The organism is Mycobacterium sp. NGS69 (assembly GCF_059812165.1).
The window spans coordinates 614,526-636,882 of record NZ_JCALCD010000004.1 but is presented as its reverse complement, the minus strand read 5'-3'; the positions used below and the strand labels follow the sequence as shown (position 1 = coordinate 636,882).

Annotated in this window: 19 protein-coding genes and 1 riboswitch; of the genes, 8 read left to right on the top strand and 11 right to left on the bottom strand. The window is 68.7% G+C overall.

Annotation, left to right across the window (positions count from 1 at the left end; translation table 11 throughout):
• Window positions 1-34: 34 nt before the first annotated feature.
• The 5 genes from metE to AC5Y2S_RS15755 form a co-directional block, all read right to left on the bottom strand.
• On the bottom strand, window positions 35-2,308 hold the full coding sequence (metE, locus tag AC5Y2S_RS15775) for a 5-methyltetrahydropteroyltriglutamate--homocysteine S-methyltransferase (RefSeq protein ID WP_499957004.1): 2,274 nt from the start codon (window positions 2,306-2,308) through the stop codon (window positions 35-37).
• Between the two features lie 129 nt (window positions 2,309-2,437).
• Window positions 2,438-2,627: riboswitch (cobalamin riboswitch) on the bottom strand.
• A 47-nt stretch (window positions 2,628-2,674) separates the two neighbouring features.
• The gene (locus AC5Y2S_RS15770) at window positions 2,675-3,610 is read right to left on the bottom strand and encodes a cytochrome P450 (protein ID WP_499957003.1); all 936 of its coding nucleotides are present in this window, start codon (window positions 3,608-3,610) and stop codon (window positions 2,675-2,677) included.
• Window positions 3,607-4,275: an SDR family oxidoreductase gene (locus AC5Y2S_RS15765; protein ID WP_499957002.1), complete on the bottom strand. Its 669-nt coding sequence runs from the start codon at window positions 4,273-4,275 to the stop codon at window positions 3,607-3,609. The genes AC5Y2S_RS15770 and AC5Y2S_RS15765 overlap by 4 nt, the downstream gene beginning before the upstream one ends.
• 29 nt (window positions 4,276-4,304) lie before the next feature.
• Window positions 4,305-4,865 carry a TetR/AcrR family transcriptional regulator gene (locus tag AC5Y2S_RS15760; protein WP_499904794.1) on the bottom strand — a complete coding sequence of 187 codons (561 nt, stop codon included), beginning with the start codon at window positions 4,863-4,865 and terminating at the stop codon, window positions 4,305-4,307.
• Window positions 4,866-4,929: 64 nt separating this feature from the next.
• Window positions 4,930-5,979 (bottom strand): aldo/keto reductase, encoded by a 1,050-nt coding sequence (locus AC5Y2S_RS15755; RefSeq protein WP_499957001.1) that lies wholly within the window; start codon window positions 5,977-5,979, stop codon window positions 4,930-4,932.
• A 168-nt stretch (window positions 5,980-6,147) separates the two neighbouring features.
• On the opposite strand from AC5Y2S_RS15755, the gene AC5Y2S_RS15750 reads away from it, so the two are divergent.
• From AC5Y2S_RS15750 to AC5Y2S_RS15740, 3 genes are all read left to right on the top strand, one after another.
• Window positions 6,148-7,155 (top strand): AraC family transcriptional regulator, encoded by a 1,008-nt coding sequence (locus AC5Y2S_RS15750; RefSeq protein WP_499957000.1) that lies wholly within the window; start codon window positions 6,148-6,150, stop codon window positions 7,153-7,155.
• A gap of 116 nt (window positions 7,156-7,271) precedes the next feature.
• Window positions 7,272-8,900 carry a GMC family oxidoreductase gene (locus tag AC5Y2S_RS15745; protein ID WP_499956999.1) on the top strand — a complete coding sequence of 543 codons (1,629 nt, stop codon included), beginning with the start codon at window positions 7,272-7,274 and terminating at the stop codon, window positions 8,898-8,900.
• Window positions 8,901-8,923: 23 nt separating this feature from the next.
• Window positions 8,924-10,129, top strand: a complete 1,206-nt coding sequence (locus AC5Y2S_RS15740; protein WP_499956998.1) for a cytochrome P450 — start codon at window positions 8,924-8,926, stop codon at window positions 10,127-10,129.
• On the opposite strand, the gene AC5Y2S_RS15735 is transcribed toward AC5Y2S_RS15740, so the two are convergent.
• From AC5Y2S_RS15735 to AC5Y2S_RS15710, 6 genes are all read right to left on the bottom strand, one after another.
• Window positions 10,126-10,968 (bottom strand): SDR family oxidoreductase, encoded by an 843-nt coding sequence (locus AC5Y2S_RS15735; protein WP_499956997.1) that lies wholly within the window; start codon window positions 10,966-10,968, stop codon window positions 10,126-10,128. The genes AC5Y2S_RS15740 and AC5Y2S_RS15735 overlap by 4 nt on opposite strands.
• A gap of 78 nt (window positions 10,969-11,046) precedes the next feature.
• On the bottom strand, window positions 11,047-12,351 hold the full coding sequence (locus tag AC5Y2S_RS15730; RefSeq protein WP_499956996.1) for a TetR/AcrR family transcriptional regulator: 1,305 nt from the start codon (window positions 12,349-12,351) through the stop codon (window positions 11,047-11,049).
• Between the two features lie 99 nt (window positions 12,352-12,450).
• A complete protein-coding gene (locus tag AC5Y2S_RS15725; protein WP_499956995.1) occupies window positions 12,451-13,098 on the bottom strand; it encodes a nitroreductase family protein in 648 nt (215 codons plus the stop codon).
• Window positions 13,098-14,183: an acyl-CoA dehydrogenase family protein gene (locus tag AC5Y2S_RS15720; RefSeq protein ID WP_499956994.1), complete on the bottom strand. Its 1,086-nt coding sequence runs from the start codon at window positions 14,181-14,183 to the stop codon at window positions 13,098-13,100. The genes AC5Y2S_RS15725 and AC5Y2S_RS15720 overlap by 1 nt, the downstream gene beginning before the upstream one ends.
• Window positions 14,180-15,325, bottom strand: a complete 1,146-nt coding sequence (locus AC5Y2S_RS15715) for an acyl-CoA dehydrogenase family protein (RefSeq protein ID WP_499956993.1) — start codon at window positions 15,323-15,325, stop codon at window positions 14,180-14,182. Before AC5Y2S_RS15715 ends, AC5Y2S_RS15720 begins: the two co-directional genes overlap by 4 nt.
• 45 nt (window positions 15,326-15,370) lie before the next feature.
• On the bottom strand, window positions 15,371-16,345 hold the full coding sequence (locus AC5Y2S_RS15710; protein WP_499956992.1) for an SDR family NAD(P)-dependent oxidoreductase: 975 nt from the start codon (window positions 16,343-16,345) through the stop codon (window positions 15,371-15,373).
• Window positions 16,346-16,458: 113 nt separating this feature from the next.
• Here AC5Y2S_RS15710 and AC5Y2S_RS15705 point away from each other — a divergent pair, with 113 nt between their 5' ends.
• From AC5Y2S_RS15705 to AC5Y2S_RS15685, 5 genes are all read left to right on the top strand, one after another.
• Window positions 16,459-18,168, top strand: a complete 1,710-nt coding sequence (locus AC5Y2S_RS15705) for a nitric oxide reductase activation protein NorD (protein WP_499956991.1) — start codon at window positions 16,459-16,461, stop codon at window positions 18,166-18,168.
• A gap of 27 nt (window positions 18,169-18,195) precedes the next feature.
• Window positions 18,196-19,047 carry a CbbQ/NirQ/NorQ/GpvN family protein gene (locus tag AC5Y2S_RS15700; protein ID WP_499957072.1) on the top strand — a complete coding sequence of 284 codons (852 nt, stop codon included), beginning with the start codon at window positions 18,196-18,198 and terminating at the stop codon, window positions 19,045-19,047.
• 83 nt (window positions 19,048-19,130) lie between these two features.
• On the top strand, window positions 19,131-20,249 hold the full coding sequence (locus tag AC5Y2S_RS15695; RefSeq protein WP_499956990.1) for an ABC transporter substrate-binding protein: 1,119 nt from the start codon (window positions 19,131-19,133) through the stop codon (window positions 20,247-20,249).
• Window positions 20,249-21,391, top strand: coding sequence for a spirocyclase AveC family protein (locus tag AC5Y2S_RS15690; RefSeq protein WP_499956989.1), 1,143 nt, complete (start codon window positions 20,249-20,251; stop codon window positions 21,389-21,391). Before AC5Y2S_RS15695 ends, AC5Y2S_RS15690 begins: the two co-directional genes overlap by 1 nt.
• On the top strand, window positions 21,384-22,355 hold the full coding sequence (locus tag AC5Y2S_RS15685; RefSeq protein ID WP_499956988.1) for an SDR family NAD(P)-dependent oxidoreductase: 972 nt from the start codon (window positions 21,384-21,386) through the stop codon (window positions 22,353-22,355). The genes AC5Y2S_RS15690 and AC5Y2S_RS15685 overlap by 8 nt, the downstream gene beginning before the upstream one ends.
• Window positions 22,356-22,357 lie beyond the last annotated feature (2 nt).

Here is a 22,357-nt window from a genome sequence, read left to right as displayed (position 1 = left end):
GCGCCGAGCGCAGCGCCAGCGTGACGTTCGGGGGTCACGTATCCGCTCGCACCTCCCGCGCCGCGGCGACCATGTTCCGCAGCGACGCGGTCACCTCGTCGGCGTTGCGCGTCTTCAGCCCGCAGTCGGGGTTGACCCAAAGCCGTTGCGGCGGCACGGCTCTCAACGCCGCCCGCAGCGACTCGGCCATCTCTGTCGCGCTGGGCACCCGCGGTGAGTGGATGTCGTAGACGCCCGGGCCGACGCTGTTGGCGAAGCCGACCGAGTTCAGGTCGTCCAGCACCTCCATGTGCGAGCGGGCCGCCTCGAGCGACGTGACGTCGGCGTCCAGGTCGGCGATGGCGCCGATCACCTCACCGAATTCCGAGTAGCACAGGTGGGTGTGGATCTGCGTCGAGTCGGCCACGCCGGACGTCGCCAGGCGGAAAGCCGCCACGGCCCAACGCAAGTAGTCTTCCTGCTGGGCGCGGCGCAGCGGCAGCAGCTCGCGCAGCGCCGGCTCGTCGACCTGGATCACCGCGATGCCCGCGGCCTGCAGGTCCACCGTTTCGTCGCGAATCGCCAGCGCCACCTGGTTGGCGGTGTCGGCCAGCGGCTGGTCGTCGCGGACGAACGACCAGGCCAAAATCGTGACCGGCCCGGTCAGCATGCCCTTCACCGGCTTGTCGGTCAGCGACTGCGCGTAGCTGATCCACTCGACGGTCATCGGGCGGCGCCGCGCGACGTCGCCGTAGAGGATCGGCGGTCGCACGCAGCGGCTGCCGTAGGACTGCACCCAGCCGTTCTGCGTGGCGAAGAAGCCCTCCAGCTGCTCGGCGAAGTACTGGACCATGTCGTTGCGCTCGGGCTCCCCGTGCACCAGCACGTCCAGACCCAGTTCCTCCTGCAACGCGATGACGTCGGCGATCTCCTTGCGCATCTTGGCGACGTACTCGGCCTCGTCGATCTCGCCGGCCCGAAAAGCCGCGCGCGCCTTGCGGATCGCCGACGTCTGCGGGTACGAGCCGATCGTCGTGGTCGGCAACGGCGGCAGGTGCAGCCGTGCCTCCTGGCTGGCGCGGCGCCCCGCCGCGTCGCCGCGGTGCGTGCCCGACGCGATGATCTCCTCGATCCGGGCGCGGACGGCGCTGTTGTGCAGCCGCGGATCGCTGCGACGGGAGGCGACGGCCGCGTTGGACGCCGCGATCTCCTCGGCGACGGCGTCTCGCCCGTCCCGCAGTGCGCGCGCGAGAGTGACCACCTCGCTGACCTTTTCGGCCCCGAACGCCAGCCAGCTGCCCAGGCTTTCGTCCAGACCCGTTTCGGGCTCCAGCGAATACGGCACATGCATGGTGGAGCACGATGTCGAAACCGCCACGCTGCCAGCCGAACCCAGCAGGGTGGCCAGCTTGGCCAGCGCCGATTCCAGGTCGGTGCGCCAGACGTTGCGCCCGTCGACGATGCCGGCCACCAGCAGCTTGCCGGACAGTTCCGGGATGCCCGCCACCGCGGTGCCGGCGCCGGCCACCAGGTCGATCCCGATGGCTTCGACGGGCGTGCGGGCCAGGCCCGCCAGCGCCGCGCCCGGGTCGCCGAAGTAGGTGGCGACGTGGATCGCCGGCCGGTTGCTCACCGCCCCGAGCGCGGTGTAGACCGCCTCTGCCAGCGCCGGCGCGTCGGGGGAGATGTCGGTCACCAGGGCGGGCTCGTCGAACTGCACCCACCGGGCGCCGTGCTCGGCGAGCAGCGAGAGCAGCTCGCAGTAGATCGGCACCAGTTCGCGGAGCCGCTCGATCGGCGCGCCGCCCCCGTTGATGCCCTTGCTCAGCAACAGGAACGTGATCGGGCCGATGACGACGGGACGCGCGGGAATCCCTTGCGCAAAAGCCTCTTTCAGCTCCGAAAGCACCTTGTCCGGGTTGAGTGCGAACCGCGTCGCGGGCTCGATCTCGGGGACCAGGTAGTGGTAATTGGTGTCGAACCACTTCGTCATCTCCAGCGGCGCGATGTCGTCGTTGCCGCGCGCCAGGGCGAAGTAGCGGTCCAGTTCGTCGGCGACTGCGGTGGCCCGCACCGGCAGCGCGCCGAGCATCACGGCCGTGTCGAGCATCTGGTCGTAGTAGGAGAAGGTGTTCACCGGGACCGAGTCCAGGCCGGCGGCCGCCAGGTGGGTCCACATGTCGCGGCGCAGCGAAGCCGCGACGGACTCCAGTTGGGTGCGGTCGGTGCGCCCGGCCCAGTAGCCCTCGGTGGCGCGCTTGAGTTCGCGTTTCGGGCCGATGCGGGGGGAGCCGGTAACCGTGGCGGTGAATGGTTGAGAGGTGCTCACTTCTTCGTCCTAACACTCGACGGGTGGATCACCGCCGGCGGACGCAACAGCCGAGTCCGTCGCGGCACACAAGCCGCAACGGCAACGACCAAACGCCCATTCCACGAGGCGATGACCCGGCCGGACGCGGCGCGCCCGGCGCAGCCGGCAGGTCTTCGGACTCGCAGGCGCGCACCGAGTGGTGCTCCTAGTGGCCGTCGCTTCCCGATCTTTCGATCAGTGCGTGTGACGGCGGTCGTTCCTGCTCACCGCTGCGGGACAGTCCCGGACTCCCACCGGGTTCCCTCTCGCGACGCATGCCTAACATGCCTCGCTCGATGCCGGCGCCACGGTTGCGGCGACGGCAAACCAGCTGCGGAGCGGAGTTTACAAGGCCCTCGTCACCAGCGGCAGCTTCGGCAGCCACAAGGAGTTCTCGGTGTTGGGGAACCCGGCCGTCGGCCGGAAACCGGGGGCGGGCCCGAGATGCCCGGCCCGGCCGACCCACTCCTCGACCAGCACGCGCAACACCTGCCGGACGATGTGGCCGCCACGGCAACGCATGGACCCCGCACCCAGGCTCCAATGCCGGTGCGCCCTAACGCCAATCACGAGATCGTCGGTGGACATGGCATCGCTGCCGTCCCGCTGCACCGCGGCGATGCACAACATCACCACCATGCCGGCGGGTAGCTCGACCCCGCCGACGGTCGTCGGCTGGGTGGTGAATCGTTGGCAGCCCTGCACCATCGGCTCCAACCGGAGGACCTCTTCAACGAACCCGCGGATCAGCTCGGGGTGGCGTCGAAGCGCGTCGCACAATTCGGGGTCGCCCGCCAAGACGAGTAAATGCCAGCCGGCGTGTTTGGACAGGTTGCGGCAGGCCTCGGCGAAGACGTGGCCGGACCGCCCGGCCAGGTGCTCCGCGGGCAACAGCCGCAGGCGCGACACGATGTCGAAAAGGGCGTCCGCCATCGGCGCGGTCACCTCGGCCAGCGCGTCACCGCCGCCGGCGGTGGCGAAACGATCGATCAGCGCGGCGGCGGTCGGGCGGAACGCCGCCGCGATGTCGTGAGCGGCTTTCGGGGCGAACAGCCGTTGATGAACGTCGAGATCGCTCTCGGGAAGGGCGCGGGCCCGATCCAGCCTCGCGTCGTCGAGATGCGCCAACACCTCATCCCGCCCGACGACGAACACCCAATTGCCCGCCGGATCTCGCAAAACCGGGCCGGCCTGTCGCGCCAGGCGCCACCCCACGCCGCGGTCCGTGCTCAGGGCGGCTCCCGCCTCGGCGGGAAAGACCGGGCAGTCGCCAAGCTTCACGTGCCCTGTCCCTGGTGAGCCAGTGCGTCGGCGATGGGGACGCCGGTCCCGTCGGCGCCGTTGTTGAATTCGATGGTGCGGCCGATGGTCGAGGCGTCGTGCAGCGACGCGGCCACCGCGAGCGCGACGTCGGCCCGGGAGACCTCGCCTTTCCCCTTGCCGATGACGATCCGGCCGGTCGCCGGATCCAGGGTGAGGTGGCCCGGTCCCAGCACCGTCCAATCCAGGTCGCTGGCGCGCAGGTGCGCGTCCGCCGCCGCCTTGGCCTCCGCGTACGGGAAGAACGAATTCTCGCTCGGCACACCGTGATCCGGCCCGGCGCCGAAGTAGGACACCATCACGAACCGCCTGACGCCCGTCCCCGCGGCGGCATCGATCACCCGGATCGCCGCGTCGCGGTCGACGGCGTAGGTGCGCGCCGGGTTGCCGCCGCCCGCGCCGGCGGAGAACACGACGGCGTCGTGACCCGCCAGCAGGCCGGCCAGCGCGCCGGTGTCCAGTCGCTCGATGTCGCCCACCACCGGCGCGGCGCCGGTTGCGGCGACGTCGTCGGCGTGGTCGGGGTTGCGGAAGACCGACGTCACCTCGTCGCCGCGCTCGGTCAGAATGCGGGCCAGCTGCAGGGCGACCTTGCCGTGGCCGCCGAAGACGATGACTCGTGCCATGCCCCGACCGTACCCGGCGGGACCGCGGGCTATCTGCGACGCAGTCCCTCGATCGCGAGCTCCATTATTCGTTTCGCCTGTCGCTTGCCCGCTGCTCCGTCACCGACCCGCCATAGCGAACTCATGAGCCACACGACATCCGCGGGATCGAGATCGGGCCGCAGGGAACCGTCCCGCGCGCAGGCATCGAGCAGCTCGCCGACCGCGCCGACGAAGGGCGCGTACGTCTCATTGATCGCGTCCTGGACCGCCGCGCTGTGCAGGGCATCGCCCAGGCCGTGTTTGACGCGAACGTAGTCGGCGGCCTTGAAGAACCAGATGCGATACGCGTCCAGCGGCGGATGGGCGCGCAATAGCCTGGGCACCAAATCCACCAGTCGCTGCACGTCGTGGCGGTATACGGCGAGGATCAAGGCTTCCCGGGTGGGGAAGTGGCGGTACAGCGTCCCCGCCCCGACGCCCGCGCGCTTGGCGATCTCGTTGAGCGACGTCGCTCCCGACTCGGCGAAGGCGTCGTGCGCCACCTCGATGATGTGCTCTCGATTGCGCAGGGCGTCGGAGCGAATCCGGGCGACACCGTCGTCGGCCACAGACCGCCACCTCCTGGTTCTGGTCAAAACCCCTTTGCCGTAGCACGAGGATAAGGGGAGATGGCTAACTGGCCGTGGACAATTGGGGTATCCGCTCCGCCACCGCCTGCAGCAGAGTGTCGTCGGAGACGCCCTGGAAGTCGTAGCGCGGTGTGTAGGGGGCCTCCAGCCGGCGCGTTTCGGCCTCGCTGAGCTCGAGGTCAAGCGAGGCGATCGCCTCGTCGATCTGGCTGATGCTGCTGGCCCCGATGATGGGCGCGGTCACCACGGGTTTGGAGCGCAACCAGGCGAGCGCCACTTCGGCCCGGCTGACGCCGCGCCCCTCGGCGACGGCGCCGACCGCGTCGACGATGGCCTTGTCGGAGCCGTCACCGACACCGGCGTACAGCATGTCGGCAAATCCGTCGTTCGATGCCCGCGCGGTCACTTTGGCGTCCGACCACGATCGCGCAAGCCTTCCGCGCGCCAGCGGACTCCACACGATGGTGCCCACGCCCTCGTCGAGGCACAGCGGGATCATCTCGCGCTCCTCCTCGCGGGCCAGCAGGTTGTAATGATCCTGCATGGAGACAAACCTCGCCCAGTTGTTCGCGCGCTGCAGGTGAAGGGCCTTGGAAAACTCCCATGCCGGCATCGACGACGCCCCCAGGTAGCGGACCTTGCCGACCTTTACCAGATCGTGCAACGCCTCGAGGGTTTCCTCCAGCGGGGTCGTGTGATCGTTGCGGTGAACCTGGTAAAGGTCGACGTAGTCGGTGCCGAGCCTGCGCAACGAATGGTCGATCTCGGCCATGATCGCCTTGCGGCTCAGGCCCTTTCCGTTGGGCCCCGAACGCATCGGATGCCTCAGCTTGGTGGCGATGACGACGTCGTCGCGGTTGGCGTAGTCGCGCAGCGCGCGTCCGAGGATCTCTTCGCTGCTCCCCTGCGAATAGAAGTTGGCGGTGTCGAAGAAATTGATCCCGGCCTCGACCGCATGCTTGATCAGGGGCCGCGATTCGTCTTCGGGCAGGGACCACACGGGATGTCCGGACCGCGGATCGCCGTACGTCATGGCTCCGATCGCCAGGGGGGACACGTCCAGGCCTGAGTTGCCGAGCTTGATGTATCGCAATGGTCTCTCCTTCGCGAGCAACGTAGCGGAGAATTCTCCGGTACGCTCCGAAAGATACCGGAGACTTCTCCGGTTAGCAAAACGGACGGGAATCGAACCGGATGAACGTTGACGACGTCTACCACGTGTGGCCCCGCGCGCGCGATTAGCACCTACCGAACGGACTCGATGACCGTCATGGCGTACAACTGGTTTCGCACGCGATCGCCGGAGCAGGCTATCCACCTTTGCGAATCGGCTTTTCACCCCCACAAACTTCGGCTGCTCGGCCCCGCTGACGGGTTCGGCTTCAGCCAGCGCCTGATACACGCCGGGCCCATCACGCTGGCCGATCTGAGCTACGACACCGACGTGTCGCTGCGGTTTTCGGCGGATCGCGACAGCTATTACGTTCACGTCCCGGTCGACGGCCGGCTTGAGTCGCAATACCTTGGGCAACGGTGGGTTTCGACTCCTGCGACGGCCACGATCTACGGCCCCCAGGCCGAGATGAGCGTCACCCGCTGGCCCGCGGCCAGCCGACACCTGGGGGTCAAGCTCGACCAATTGGTCGTCGACACGGCACTCGAAACGCTGTTGGGCAAGCCGGCAAGGTCATCCGTTCCCTTCGCCGTGGCGCTGCCGCTGGCCGACCATGCCGCGCGGGGCTGGGTGACCCAAGTGCATTGGCTCAATCGGGAGCTCGCCCATTCGGAAAGCCCGATGTGGCATCCGGCCGTGTTGGATCCGCTGCTGGAGAGCCTGGTGTACGGCCTGTTGCTGGTGGCCGACCATCCCCATCGCGAGGCCCTCGCATCATCGGTCCGGCCCGTCCGGCCGGCGGCCGTCCGCGAGGCGATGGACATCATCGAGAGCGCCCCGCAATCGGCGCTGACGACGTCGCGGTTGGCGCTCGAGTGCCACGTCAGCGTGCGCGCGTTGCAGGAGGGTTTTCGCCGGCACGCCGGGATGTCACCCATGGCCTACCTGCGCGCGGTCAGGCTGCGTCGTGCGCATGGCGAGCTGCGCTCGGCCCACCCCTCGCACACCGGCGTCGCCGCGATTGCGCATCGCTGGGGATTCGCGCACCTCGGTCGGTTCGCGGCCGCCTACAGGGCGATGTACGGAGAGTCGCCGCTGCAGACCCTGCGCGGGCCGCGCGATCGCGGGGGCTATCCGGGCAACGCGGACCGATAGCCGAAAACCGCGCTCCAGGGCTCCGCAGGTCGCTCGGGCGGTGCCGGCGGCGTCACCCTGAAGTATCCGTGGCCGGCCATCCGAGACGCCACCCAGCCCTGGAAGCGAGAAGCTCCATGACATCAACCCCCGTCGAGATCGGGCGTTCCACAGCGGTATTCGCCGAGCGGGTCCGCCGCAACCAGCGACGGCTTGGTGCGGAGTTGAAGCCGCAATACGACTTCGTCGTGTGCGGATCGGGATCGAGCGGCTCGGTCGTGGCCCGGCGCCTCGCGGAAAACCCCAACGTGAGCGTGCTGGTGCTCGAGGCCGGCGGCCCCGACGAAGGACCCGAGATCAGCGAACCGGGAATGTGGCTGGCGAACCTTGGCGGCGAGCGCGACTGGAACTTCACCACCGAGCGCAACTGCCACCTCAACGGGCGAGCGATCCCGTACGCGATGGCCAAGGTCCTCGGCGGGGGCTCGAGCATCAACGTCATGGTGTGGGCGCGCGGCCACAAAAGTGACTGGGATTACTTCGCCGCCGAAGCCAAAGACCAACGGTGGAACTACGATTCGGTGCTCGCCATCTATCGCGCCATCGAGGACTGGCATGGGGCTCCCGATCCCCAGCATCGCGGCATCGGCGGACCCGTTTACGTCGAACCCGCCGCCGAACCGAGCCCGATCGCGCACGCCGGGCTTGAAGCCGGCAAGTCGCTTGGCATTCCGGCGTTCGCAAGCCCGAACGGCAGCCTCATGGAGGCCGACGGTGGCGCATCGATCGTCGATCTGCGCATCCGCGACGGACGCCGCGAATCGGTCTTTCGCTCTTACCTTTTCCCGCTGATGGACCGGCCCAACCTGACCGTCCTGACGGGCGCGTTGGTGACCCGCGTGGCGTTCGAGGGGTCGCGGGCCACCGGAGTGGAATTCCTGCACGACGGTGAGTTGCGGCGCGTCGGTGCGGGGTCCGAGGTCGTGCTGTCCCTCGGCGCGATTCACACCCCGAAGGTGCTCATGCAATCGGGTGTCGGCGATCAGACTCACCTGCAGTCACATGGCATCGGGGTCGTGCAGCATCTGCCCGGCGTCGGTCGAAACCTGCAGGACCACCCCGGGTTCTCGTGCGTCTGGGAATATCGCGAACCCCTGCCGTGGCGCAACAGCGGCGGCGAGGTGACCTTTTTCACCAAGAGCGACCCGAGTCTCGATGCCCCGGATCTGCAGGCGTACCAGCTGGAGTTCCCGTTCTCGAGCACGGAGAACGCGCAGGCCTTCGGCGTGCCCGAGGAGGGCTGGGCCATGTATGGCGCGGTGGTGCGGCCGAAGAGCCGCGGGCACGTCACCCTTACCGGGCCAAATCCCTGCGACCCCGTGAGAATCCACGACGGTCTCATGTCGCGCCCCGAGGATCTCAAGGCCGCGATCGCGTGCATCGAACTGTGCCGTGAAATCGGTAATGCACCGGCGCTGCGTCCCTTCAACAAGCGAGAAGTCATGCCGGGCAAGCTCGACAACGCCGACCTGGTGCGCTTCATCCGCAACGAGGTCACCACCTATCACCACCAGACGTGCACGGCGAAGATGGGCCACGACAACATGTCGGTGGTCGACGGGTCGCTGAAAGTCTATGGGGTAGAGGGACTTCGAATCGCGGATGGATCCATCATGCCGCGGGTCACCACAGGGAACACCATGGCCCCCTGCGTCATCATCGGCGAGCGCGCCGGGCAGATTCTGCGCCACCACCACGCCCTATGAGCCGGCGGGAAGGGAAACCAGAGATGGGGACGAAACCCTTGGTGGATCTGACCGGCAGCTTCACCACCCGGATGCACGACGTGCTCGCCGAGGCCGCGCGGCGCGGGCCGTTGGCCACCGACGAGATCACGGGCGCCACCGTGGTGTTGCGCCACCACGACGTCGAGACGCTCGCCCGCGACGCGCGGCTGAACGGAATCGGGCTGACCCTGTTCGACGCCATGGGCGTCGGCGACGGTCCGTTGCGTGACTGGTACAGCAAGCTGATGTTCACCACCGAGGGTGACTACCATCGCCGCCTTCGTTCGCTGGTTTCCCGCGCCTTCACGCCGCGCTCGGTCGAGGAGCTGAGGTCGACCGCGGCGGACATGGCGGCCGCTGCCATCGCGTCCGCGACGGCGAACGGGGGAGATCTGGTGGCTTCCTGCGCCGGACTGGCAACCCGGTTGATCTGCCGAATCCTCGGCGTCCCGGACAGCGACGTCCGTGCATTCTCGCGATGGGCGGATGCCCTGAGCCCGGTGTTCTACGTGATGACCCCCGAGCAGATCGCGAAGGCAACGAGCGCGATCGTCGAACTGCAGGACTATGTTGCGGCGCTGGCGCGGCGCCGAACCGAAGATCCCGGTCCCGATGTCATCACCGGCTTGCTGACCGCAGAGGCCGGCGGGGAGCGGCTCACCCGCGACGAGGCCGTGGCGATGATCGCGAATCTTCTTGTCGCCGGCCATGACACGACGGGCAGTCAGATACCGTGCAGCCTGCTGGTGACGCTGCAGCACCGCAACCGGCTTGCCGGGGTCGCGCACGATGACGCGCGGCTCGCGAGCGCGGTCGCCGAGACCATTCGCTTGGAGCCCAGCATCCCCCTCATCCCGCGCACCGCCGTCGCGCCGATCGAGTTGCACGGCACCACCATTCCGGCGGGCGCGATGGTTCTGCTGTGCATCGCCTCGGCCTGCCGGGACGACTCGGCGTGGCCGTCGCCGGACCGCTTCCTTCCCGAGCGGTTCACCCGCGCGGGCACGCCCCGGCTGATGAACTTCGGGGCCGGCGCGCACTACTGCCTGGGTACCTCGCTCGCGAAAGTCGCCGTGGAGGAGTGTGTTCGCGCCGCGCTGGCCGCACGTCCCGCCCTGCACCTGGGGCAGAATCCCGCCGACATCGCGTGGCGCCGCGTCCTCGGCCGCAGCCCGGAACGCCTACTCATCGGTGTCGACGAGGACTAGAGCTTCACCCGGCCCATGATCAGATCGATGATCGGCTTGCCGGGCGGGTAGGCGCCGGTCAGCGATGCCATCGTGTGCCCGTAGTCCACCAGCAGCGTGATCCCGTTGATGCCGAACGCGGCGGCGCTGTTCAGGAACGCCATCACGTCACCCATCTGCTCGGGGGTGTGCACCTTCGAACCGGTCTCGTCGCGGTAGTCCTGGGCGAACGTCAGCCACAGGTCGGCATTGGCCTGCGCCAGCGGGGTGTCGGTGGGGCCCGGGCAGATCGCGTTGATCCGGACGCCCTTCTTCAGCAGCGGGTAGCCCTGGGTCGCCACGTAGGCGTTGACGGCCTTCTTGGAAAAGCCGTAGTGGATGATGCCCTCGGCCTCGTGCGCTTTCACCCACTCCTGCGCCGACGCGAAGTCCGCGTTGGCGAGGAACTCGGTCAGCAGTTCCAGGTCGTTCTCCCAGCCCATGCCGGCCACCGAGGAGATGAAGCAGATCGCCGAGCCCGACGGAAGCTGGTTCTTCTCCAGCAGGCGGTCGATGACGTAGCGGTGGCCGATGAAGTTGATCGCCATCAGGTCGGTCGTCCCTTCGGCGATGCCGGCCGCCGAGAACAACGCGTGGATCGGACCGTCCACCTGCGCGAGCGCGGCGTCGATCGACGCGGGGTCGCGCAGGTCCACCTGCACGGACTGGGCGACGTCGTAGCCGACGGGCGCGTAGTCCAGCACGATGACCTCGGCGCCGAGTTCGGCCGCCGACTTGGCCGCCGCGGCGCCCATGCCGGTCGCGCCGCCAACAACGAGTGCGCGCTTGCCGTCGTAGCGCAACCGATCGACGATAGTCATGGAAATCCTCTTCTCGCTCACTGCCAACGCGGTTCTAACTGCCCAACTGTATGGGTAACAGTTATTGGGTTTCAATACCTACTTGCCGCGGACCGCGACGCCGCGCAGCACCGTGTCGCGGGCGTGCACCAGTGCGGCGCGTTTGCCGATGGCGCGCAGGATGTTCTCCGGTATCCACTGCAGGCCGATGACGCACCGCGCCAGCATCGCCGTGGACGGGGCGTCGATGCGGATTTGTCCCGACTGGATCCCCTCCGAGAGCAGCGATTTCATCTGCCGAAGCCGCGTGGCGTACAACCAGCCCGGGTTCGGCGTGTTCGGAGGCGACTGGCGCATCCACGCGAGCTGAATCCTGAACTCGTCGGAAAACCGATCGAGCGCGTTGACGTTGACCCAGGACAGCGCGTCCAGCTTCTCGACCGCCGTGGCGTCCGAGCGCAGGACGCTCACCCAGCCGGCCTCCACCTTCCTGCCGAAGGACTCCATGATCGACGCGAGGAGTTCGTCCTTGGACCCGATCACCCGATAGACGGTCCCGGTGCCCAGCCCCGCCGCGGATGCGATGTCCCGGATGGTGGTGACCTCATACCCCTTGCGGCCGAACTCCGTTCGCGCCACCGCGAGGACGTGGGCCGCCTTGTCGTCGGGATCCGCGTCGCCGTCGTCGGCCCACGTGTCGATGACGGCGTTTGCCGCCGCGAAGGCTTTGCTTTGATTCAACGCCGCGTCGGTGGGGGGCCGGGCCGCCAAGCCCTCCAAGATGATTCGGCACAACAGCCCGGCGACCTGGTCGGCCGGGGAATTGTGGCGCATGACGGCGAGCCCGACCTGCAGCATCGTCTGGCAGATTCGGTCGGCCAGCGTGGGCAGGTCGATGTCGGGTTTGATGTAGCCGCTCCACCTGCCGGCGCGCAGCGTTTGCAGCATCGCCTGCTGGACCGCCGTGGGCGCCTGCTGCGTCAGCTTCATCAGCTCGGGATCGTCGCCCGGGCCCTCGTAGAACGACATCTGCAGGGCGGCCCCGTGCCGCACCGCGCAGTTGGCGATCGCCGATCCCAGCTCGACGATCTGCTCCGCGGCCGGTCGCGAACCGGGCTCGTCCAGCCGGGCCTGGGCGGCCTGCCCGATCCGGGTCAGGTCCTCCTGATAGCGGCGGGTCAGCTCGACCAGGATCGCCTCTTTGGACTCGAAGTGGTGATAGAGGCTGCCGGGGAGAATGCCGGCCGCGTCCGCGATCTCCTGCAGCGAGGTTCGCAACCCCGAGGACGCGATCAACGACGCCGCGGTCTGCAGGATTTCGGTTCGGCGGGTGCCGGAGTCGTCGGCGCTCGGCCGCTCGGCCACGGGCGAGCGGGCTTTGGCCGGATTCGCGGCCCTGCGCATTCGTCCTCCCGCCCGAACCAAATCTTTGTTAGAGGTTATCAGACCGGGCAGGGCAAACGCGCTGCACAGAGCCCCGACGCTGCCCTCTAGGGGCCCATCCTAAAGCCGCGGGCCGTCCCACGCGTCGCGCGCAACCACCTCGTCGACGGGGCGCCGACGAGCCGGCCGGAAACTGTGGCCGGCCCGAAGGCGGCCCACCGGCAGCAGACACCCCTGCGTGTAGGTCGGGGGAATGCCCAGCAGCCGGCCGATCTCGGCCTCGCGGTGCAGGTGCAGCGTCGTGATGCAGGTTCCGTAACCGCGGGTGTGCAGCGCGAGCTGAAAGTTCCACACGGCCGGGAAGATCGAGCGGTACAGCGTGGCCCGGTGGAACGATTCGTCGCCGTCGATGAGGGGCAGGTAGGGCTGGTAGCACGGGATCACCAACACCGGCACCCGGGCCATGTTCTCGACCAGCCATTCCGTCGACGACATGAGCCGGCCCTCCGGTGTGCCGGCGGGCAGCAGGTCGGCCAGCAGCTGCCCGCCGACGCGAAGCAGGTACGACTCGCGGTACAGCTCGGTGATCTTGTCCCGCGTCGCGGGGTCGCTCACCACCAGCCACCGCCAGGACTGCTGATTCGAGCCGTTGGCGGCCTGCATGGCGATGCGCAGGCACTCCCGGATTTCTGCGAGGTCGACCGGCGCATCGAGGTCGAGCGACTTGCGGGCCGACCGGGTTGCGGTGAGCAGGTATTCGATGTCCATCACGGGCCTCGTTTGGCAAGGCGCGCACCGATTTCGGTCAGATAGCGGTCGGGCCCGCCCAGGAGTTCGCTCCAGCCCAGCAGGCGCTTGAGATAAAGATGGGCGTCGTGCTCCCACGTGTAGCCGATGCCGCCGAACACCTGGATGGCGGTGTCGCCCACGGTGGCCAGTCGCCCGGCGAACGCCTTGGCCCGCAGCGCGGCGAGATGGCGTTCCTCGACGCCGGCGTTGTCGGCGGCCCACAGCGCGTGGATCACGCCGCTGCGGGCCAGCTCAACGGACTCGTACATGTCGACGCACAGGTGTTGGACCGCCTGGAACGAGCCGATGACCTGACCGAATTGCTTTCTCACCTTTGCGTATTCGACGGCCAGCTGCATCACCGCCCGTGCGGCGCCCAGCGCGTCGGCGGCGGTGGCGATGAGGACGTCGTCGATCACCGCGCCAACGTCGTCCGGCGCGGCCGCGGCCAGCCGGTGCGCGGACGCCCCGTCCAGCTCGACGCGAAAACGTTTGCGGGTCGGGTCGATACCGCGCTCGGGTGTCACAGAAATCCCGGGCGAGCCGGTTTTCAGCGCGTAAAGACCGATGCCGGCCGGGTCCTCGGCGAGCACCAGCAAGGTGTCGGCCGCCGCGGCGTCGGGCACGCCGGCGATCTCGCCCCGCAGGACCTGCCCGGCCGCCTCGACCGGGGCGCCCTCGAACGGAAAGCCAACGGTGGCGACGGTGCTGCCGTCGGCGATGCCGGCCAAAATCGTTGCGGCAGGGCCGTTGCCGCCGAGCCGGGCCAGCGCGCGCGCCGCCGCCACCGCGCTGGACAACCACGGCCCCGGGTGCAGGGCCGCGCCGAGCTCCTCGGCGACCACGCCCGCCTCGACCATCGTCATCCCGGCCCCGCCGTGTTCGTCCGGCACCAGTAGGCCGGTCACGCCGAGGTCGGCCAGGCCGCGCCAGACCGCCTCGTCGACGCCGGTCGGGTCGTCGAGCAGCGCGCGCACGTGCCCCGAAATCGGTGCCTTCTCGGCGAGAAAGCGCCGCGTGGTGTCGCGCAGCGCGACCTGCTCGTCGGTGAATTCGAGGTTCATCGGCGCGGCAATCCCAGCACGCGCTGCGCGGTGATGTTCTTGTTGATCTGGGTCGTTCCGCCCGCGATGGTCAGCGAGCGCGACGTGAGGCGGTAGTTCGCCCACGGGGCGCCGGCGCCGTGGCTGCCGAGCACGTCGAAAGCCAGGGCGGCCATGTCCTGCCCGATCTCCCCCCATACCGTCTTGGCCAGGCTGGCCGACGCGAACGGGTCGCCGCCGTGCAGCGTCGCCGAGATCGACCGCTGGCAGAGCACCTCGAGATACTTGATGCGGACGGCGATTTCGCCGAGGCGCCGCAGTATCACCGGGTCTTCGAGCGCGTCGCTTTGCGCGGCGAAGTCGTCGACCAGCTCTTCCAGCCGCACCTGCATCTCGGCGTACAGCCGGGCCGCCCCGGCGCGTTCGTGGCTGAGCGTGGTGGTGGCCACCTGCCAGCCGGCGTTCAGCGGCCCGAGCAACGCGTCGGCCGGCACGCGGACGTCGCGAAAAAACACCTCGGCGAAATCGGCGTCTCCGTTGAGCGTTACGAGCGGGCGGACCTCGATGCCGGGCAGCGACATGTCGACGATGAGGCAGGAGATCCCCTTGTGCTTCGGGGCGTCGGGATCGGTGCGCACGTACAGCTGACACCAGTGGGCGCGATGCCCGAGCGAGGTCCAGATCTTCTGGCCGTTGACGACGAAGTCGTCGCCGTCGCGCACGGCGCGGGTACGCAGCGCGGCGAGATCGGATCCGGCTTCGGGCTCCGACATGCCCTGGCACCAGATGTCGTCGGCGCGCATCATGCGGGGGAGCAGCGTCCTCTTCTGCTCTTCGGTGCCATACTGCATGATCGCGGGGGCGATGTTGTTCATCCCAATGACGTTGAGCGGCATGGGCGCCCGCGCGCGGGTGGTTTCCTCGGTGTAGACCAGCTGCTCGAGAACGGTCGCACCGCGGCCACCGTATTCGCGCGGCCAGGACACGGCGGCCCACCCGGCGTCGGCCATCGTCGCGCTCCAGCCCCGCAACAACTCGATCCCCGCGTCGTCGCGCCCGGCCGGGCGGCGGGCCGCCACCAGCTCGTCGGTCAGATTCGCCGCCAGCCAGTCCCGCAGCTCGGTGCGGAACCGTTCCACTTCGGCGGGGTAGGAGAAGTCCATTTTTCCGGACACTACGTTGGAGCAGATATTAGGTCAACTATGCAGTCAGCCCCCGCGAGGTTCGGGGAACGCGACGTCGGCGTTGCCGGGCATCGCGCTGATGCCGCGCCGTTCACACACTTCCAGCACCTCGTCGACGATCGACGTGGGCACCATGAACCTATCCGTGGACGACATCTGCTCGAGGTGGGCCTCGACGTCCTCGGCGGTCGGTCGGCTCTCGGCGTCCGCCAGCCAGCCCTCGCTGAGGCCGACGAACACCCGCGCGTAGCGCCCGGCGGCGGCCGAATAGTTGCGGTGGGTGAACGTGCAGGCGGTGCTGGCGAGGAACGTCACCAGCGGCACGACGAGTTCGGGCCGGATGGCCCGCATGAAGCCGGACTCGGCGAGGAACCTCTCGTCGCCCACGGTCTCGGTGACCATGCGCGAGAAGCCGGTCGGCATAACGGAGTTGGCGAAGATTCCGTGCGCTGCGCCCTCGATGGCGATGACGTTGGTCAACCCGACCAGGCCGGCCTTCGCCGCGGCGTAGTGGGCCTCCATCGGCTGACCGAAGATGCCGGCGGAGGACGAGATGAACACGAATCGTCCGCCCCCGTTGTCCTTCATCACCCGATACGCGGGCTGGGACAGGTAGAAGCCGCCGTCGAGATGCACGCGCAGCATCCGCGTCCACTCTTCGGGGGAAAGGTCTTCGAACGGCACGGTCCCGAAGATTCCCGCGTTGCTGATGACCGCGTCGAGCCGCCCGAACGCGCCCACGGCGGCGTCGATGATCGCCTGCCCGCCCGCGGGACTGTCGACCGAGTCATGGGAGGCGGCGGCGGTCCCGCCCGCCGCGGTGATCTCGTCGACCACCTCGTCGGCGACCCGCGCGTCGGCCCCGTAACCACCCATCGAGCCACCGAGGTCGTTGACCACCACCGCGGCGCCGCGGCGCGCCAGGTCGAGCGCGTACAACCGGCCGAGCCCGCGCCCGGCGCCGGTGACCACCGCCACCCGGTCGGTGAAGTCAATCATGCTGCACTCCTTGATAAGTACGACCGACCGCCCGGCGTGATTGACCGCGGGCGGAACCGGACCCTACGCTGGAACAGATATTTGGTCAACAAGCTGCACCGATGCGGGGGTCGATGACAAACGACGCGCGTGGCGACCGATCGCAAGCCCTCGGCATGTTCGCTTCCGCACTCGCGGGCCGCCCCGTCGCGGTCGTAGAACAGCGGCCGGGTGAAGCGTCGTGGACGGACGGCCAGACGATCCACGTCGGAGCCGCCGGGGCCCTCGCAGCGATCGCCGTGCAGGCCTCGATGATCGCGGCCGGCAGCCTGGAGGTCGACGCGGTGCGGCCCCTGGTTCGGCATCCTCGGCTGGCCAGGCGCTATCTGGCCGTCGAGGGCCATCGCGCGCTGGCGGCCAATAGCGCGTTGCTGCCGGGCGGCCTGGCGGCACTGGGCAACCGCGACATCGCGAGCCGCACCGATTCGCCCGCCGGGTCGCTGACGATCGCCGGGGGACGAGAAGCCATCGACGATCCGCCGCCCGAGTTCGGCGTGCTCCGCCCGGGCAAGGTGCTGGCCTTGTCATCCCGGACGGCCCAACAAGACGAAGCCGATGCGCCGCACGTGCCGCGTGGCCAGGCGCGGCAACTCGCCGAACTGAACGACGCGCAGACCGACGATTCCGACGACCCGGACGTGTTCACCAGCCCCGTGGGCGGGGGAGGCTTCATCGGCAAGTGGCTGAAGAAGATGCTGTCGTCCGCGCGCAAGACCGGCAGCGGCGGCGGACCGCCCGGCGCGGATACGCCGACGCACCAGACGAATTCGGCGAAACGCGGGCCGCACGCCGTCGCCTCGCTGGCGTCCACGTCGCCCGATGACAGCGCCGACCACCGCGCCCCGACGCCCAAGGACGGCGTGACGTATCCCGAATGGGACTTTGTCCGCAGGAGCTACCGGCCCGCGTGGTGCACCGTGCGCGAGGTCGAGCCGACCATCAAGGCCCTGGCGACCCAATCGATCCCAGATAGGGGAGCCGCCGTCGGCGTGCGGCGCCCGCTGTCCCGCCTGGGGATGGGCCTGCACCGCCGCCACCGCCAGTCACAGGGCGACGACATCGACATCGACGCGGCGGTGGAGGCGCGCGTGGAGGTACTGGCCCGGTCGGTGCCCGACGAGGCGGTCTACCTCGATAGCCTGCGCCGCCGGCGCGACCTGTCGGTGTTGCTCCTGCTCGATGTGTCGGGATCGGCGGCGGAACCCGGAACGGTCGGGCGGACGGTGCACGAGCAACAGCGATCGGCGGTCGCCAACCTCGCCGTCGCGCTGCACGATCTGGGCGATCGCGTCGCGTTGTACGCCTACTACTCGCAGGGCCGGCGCGCGGTGAGCATGGTGCCCGTCAAGCGATTCGACGACCACCTCGACTCCCTGGTCATGCGGCGGCTGAACAGCCTGGAGCCCGGCGCCTTCTCCCGCCTCGGCGCGGCCATCCGGCACGGCTCGGCGGTCCTCGAGGCGCGCGGGGGCACGTCACGGCGGCTGCTGGTGGTGCTGTCCGACGGGCTCGCGTACGACCACGGATACGAGCGCCCCTACGGTGCCGCGGACGCACGCCGCGCCTTGACCGAAGCCCGCCGCCGCGGCACCGGCTGCGTGTGCCTGACGATCGGCGCGGGGACCGACGTGCGGTCGCTGCGCAGGGTATTCGGCAGCGTCGCGCACGCGACGATCGCGCGTCCGGATCAACTCGCCGGTGTGATCGGGCCCCTATTCCGGTCCGCGCTGCGCTCGGCCGAGGTCCGTCACCGGGTCGTTGAAACAAACATCTGTTCCAGATAGGCTCCGGTCAAGGTGGGAAGGGAAGCTATGGCCGAGGAGTCCGGGCTTGGATACCGGAACGGCGCGGTCCCCGAGGCTGAGATGGCACGGCCCTACTACAAGGCGATCGGCGGCGAAGAGGCCATCTTCAAGGCGGCGTACCGCCAGGGGCTGTCGCTCCTGCTGAAGGGGCCCACGGGTTGCGGCAAGACGCGATTCGTCGAGGCGATGGCCTATGATCTCGGCCGTCCGCTGATCACCGTCGCCTGCCATGACGACCTCACCACCGCGGACCTCGTCGGCCGGTACCTGTTGCAGGGCGACGAGACGGTGTGGGTGGACGGCCCGCTGACCCGCGCGGTGCGCGAGGGAGCGATCTGCTATCTCGACGAGGTGGTGGAAGCCCGACAGGACACCACCGTGGTGCTGCATCCGCTCGCCGACCACCGCCGCCAGCTGCCCATCGAGCGGCTCGGGGTCACGCTGGACGCGGCGCCCGGGTTCGGCCTGGTGGTGTCCTACAACCCGGGCTATCAAAGCGTGCTCAAGGACCTCAAGGACTCGACCCGTCAGCGGATGGTCGCCATCGAATTCGGCTTTCCCGCAGCTGATGTCGAGGAGTCGATCATTGCGCACGAGGCCGGCGTGGACGGCGCCACCGCGGCCGAGCTGGTGCGTTTCGGGCAGGCCATCCGCCGGCTGGAGACCGGCGGGCTGCGCGAGGTCGCGTCGACGCGCGTGCTCATTGCGGCGGCCAGGCTGGTGGTGGAGGGCCTGCCCATGTGGGAGGCGGCCCGGGCCGCGATCGCCGGGCCGCTCACCGACGACGTCGCGGTGGGGCAGGGCCTGGCCGAGATGATCGACATCTATCTGGGCGGGCCCGGCGGGCCCGGCGATTGACGCTACAAACGGCCGCCGCTAGGGTCAGAACAAATATTAGGTTTATGGAATCGGGCGCGTAGGTATGCCACCCGGGAGGTCAGATGTCCTACGAAAGCACCGCGGAACCGATCAAGGTCGGCTACCTGATGGACTTCAAGCTGCCACCGGGATTCCCCGAGGAACTGTTGGCGAGTTTCACGCGGTGCTTCGACCTGGTCTTCGAAGAAGCCCGCGAACAGGGCCTGATCGATCGCCCGGTGCAAATGATCTACCGCGAGGTGGAGGGGTTGCCGAAGGGATCGGTCAAAGCGGTGATCGACGCCTTCGGGGAACTCGTCGACGAGGGCTGCCTGGTGGTGTTCGGCCCGCACATCACCGACAACTGCGTGCCCACCCGTGAAGCGATCGAGGAGCGATTCAAGGTGCCCGCGATCAGCGTCACCGGCACCGACGACTGGTTGGGCGAATGGACGTTCTCCTTCCCGCAGGGTTCGTTGACCGACGAGCCGATCTTCATCGCCGACCTCGTCGCCAAACGCGGGCACGCCGAGATCGGGGTGCTCGTCGAGCAGAACCTGATCGGCGAGACCTACCTGAAGAATCTGCGAAGTGCCTGCCGGCGCAAGGGCATCCGCATCGTCGCGGAGGCGGCGATCGCGCAGACCGCGCAGGACATCAACGAGGCCGTGCGAACCCTGCACGACGCCAAGGCCGAAGCGATCGTGCACCTGGGTTTCGGTTTCGGGATCGTGTTCATCAACCCGGCGCTCGAGGCCGTCGATTGGGACCCGCCGCGCTTCACCACCACGGCTTTCCAGAACGCCTGGGTGAACCCGATCATGTGGAAAGCGTTCATGGGCTGGATCGGGGTCGATCAGTACGACGAGGCGAATCGGGTCGGCCAGGACTTCCTCGATCGCTACGCCGCCAAATACCAGGGCAGCCGTCCCGAATATTGCGTGCCGGTGGTCAACCGGGATGTCGCCGCCACGCTCGTGCGCGCATTTTCCGACGCCCACCCGCTCAGCCCGCGCGGCGTCAAGGAGGCGCTGGAGCGGGTGAAGATGATGCCCGCCGCCTCGGGCGCGCCCGGCACTCGGGTGTCGTTCGGCAAGTGGACGCGGCGGGCGTGGATGGGGGCCGGCTACCTGGTGGCGCGGACCCTCGACGCCGACGGCACCAACTCGCACCTGGTCGATCGCTTCGGAGAGGACGGCTGATGTCGACGGAACAGTCCACACCGCCCGTCGCGAACAAGCAGCCGCCGGCCGCACCGCGACGCGAAAAGCGCGGCTGGGGCGGCTGGATCGCCGGCGCGGCGCTGGCGGCGTTCGCGCTCTTCTTCATCGCGAACTGTCGTGTCGCCCTCGACCCGCGGGTGGCCAACCCGAACGTGCAGGGCAGGCCGCGGCCGGTGAGGTTCGTCTTCGGCCTGGACTACATCACGTTCCTGCACATCTCGACCGTGATCATGTTGCTGGTCCTGCTGGTGGTGTTCATCCGGGGCTGGCGCCGCAACCCGGGCAGCCCCGTCATGCTGATGTTCCTGTGCACCACGTTGATCGTGTGGCAGGACCCGATCATGAACTGGTCCCCGTTCGCGGTCTACAACCCCGACCTCATCCACTGGCCCGAGTCGTGGCCGCTGGTGTCGCTGTCGCCGACCGTCGAGCCGTTCGTCGTCTTCGGTTACGTCACTTTCTATTTCGGGCCCTATTTCCCGGCCATCTGGATCCTGCGCAAACTGCAGGCCAAGTACGGGCCGAGGGCCTTCGTGTCGCGGCACCCGCTGGTCAGCCTGGGCGTGCTGACCTGTGCGATCGGCTTCGTCTTCGATGCCTGGCTGGAGATCCAGCTGGTCCACATGGGCATGTACATCTACTCGCAGGTCATTCCGTGGGGCTCGGTGTTCACCGGCACCACCTTCCAGTTCCCGCTGATCTGGGAGTCGTTCTCGGTGACGTTCGTGATGGTGCCCGCGGCGATCCTCTGCTATCGCGACGACACCGGTAAATCTGTGGCGGAGAAGCTGGCCGCGAAGGCACGGATCTTCCCCGGCCGTCCGGTGCTCGGCACGTTCCTGGTGATGTTCGCCATCATCAACGTGTCCTACTTCGCCTACGGTGCGTGGTTCTGGGTCATCAAGGCCAGCCACGCCGCGACCTCGGTGGCCTGCCCGTGGCCGTACCCGGAAGCCAAAGTGTATGACCCACAAGGCTATTACGAGAAAGCCGGCGCCCAGGGCCCGTACTCGGTCGGCATCTGGTCGACGTGGGCGAGCGGGGAGCCGAACGGCCGGCCGCACGTCGACCCGCCACCGCCCGGTCAAGGCGCCTGTGCGACCCCGAGCAAGAATGGCTGAGCCCCGCACCGTCGTCATCACCGGCGCCTCCCGCGGTCTGGGGTTCGCCTCGGCCGTGCGCCTGTATGGCGAGGGGTGGCGCGTCGTCGCGGCCATGCGGACACCCGACAAAGGAATGCCGCTGCTGCGCGAGGCGACCGGCGCGACACCCGATGACGATCGGCTGATCGGCGTGCAGCTCGACCTGTTGGACGCCGCGTCGATCTCCGCGGCGGCCAAGGCGATCGAGGAAGCCGTCGGCGCCCCCTACGCGCTCGTGCACAACGCCGGGATCTCCGCCGCGGGCGTGGTGGAGGAGACCGATATGGCGTTGTGGCAGAGGATGTTCGCCACCAGCGTCATGGGGCCGGTCGCACTCACGCAGGCGCTGCTGCCGTCGATGCGGGCCGCGGGCGAGGGGCGCGTCATCCTGGTATCCAGCGCGGCCGGCGTGCGCGGCCAACCGGGCACCGCACCCTACGCCGCGGCCAAGGGGGCGCTGGAACGCTGGGGCGAGTCGATGGCGTGCGAGATCGCACCCTTCGGCCTCGGGGTCACCGTCTTGGTGGCCGGCATGTACGACACCGAGATCATCACCGACGCGGGCACCACCGACAATCGGGACTTCGGCGGCCCATACGCCCGGCTGCACAACACCATGAACACCCGCGGGCGCTTCGCGATCAGTTTCGCCCGGCCGCCCGAACGCTTCACCGACGGACTGCTCACCGCGCTCGACGACGGGCGTCCGTTCCGCCGCCGCGGCGTGGGGCGGGATGCGTCAATGCTGTTGGCCGCCAACAGGATTCTTCCCGCTTCCGGCATGCACCACTTGTCGCGGATCGTGCTGGGCATACCCAAACAGGGCTCGATGCGGGGCGGGGCGTGGCCGCTGACGGCGAGCCAAAAAGCGATGGTGCGCCTCGCGCGGGTCCTTCCGCAGCCTCTGCTGCGGCGGCTGGCCGCACGACGTCAAGGATCCTAAGG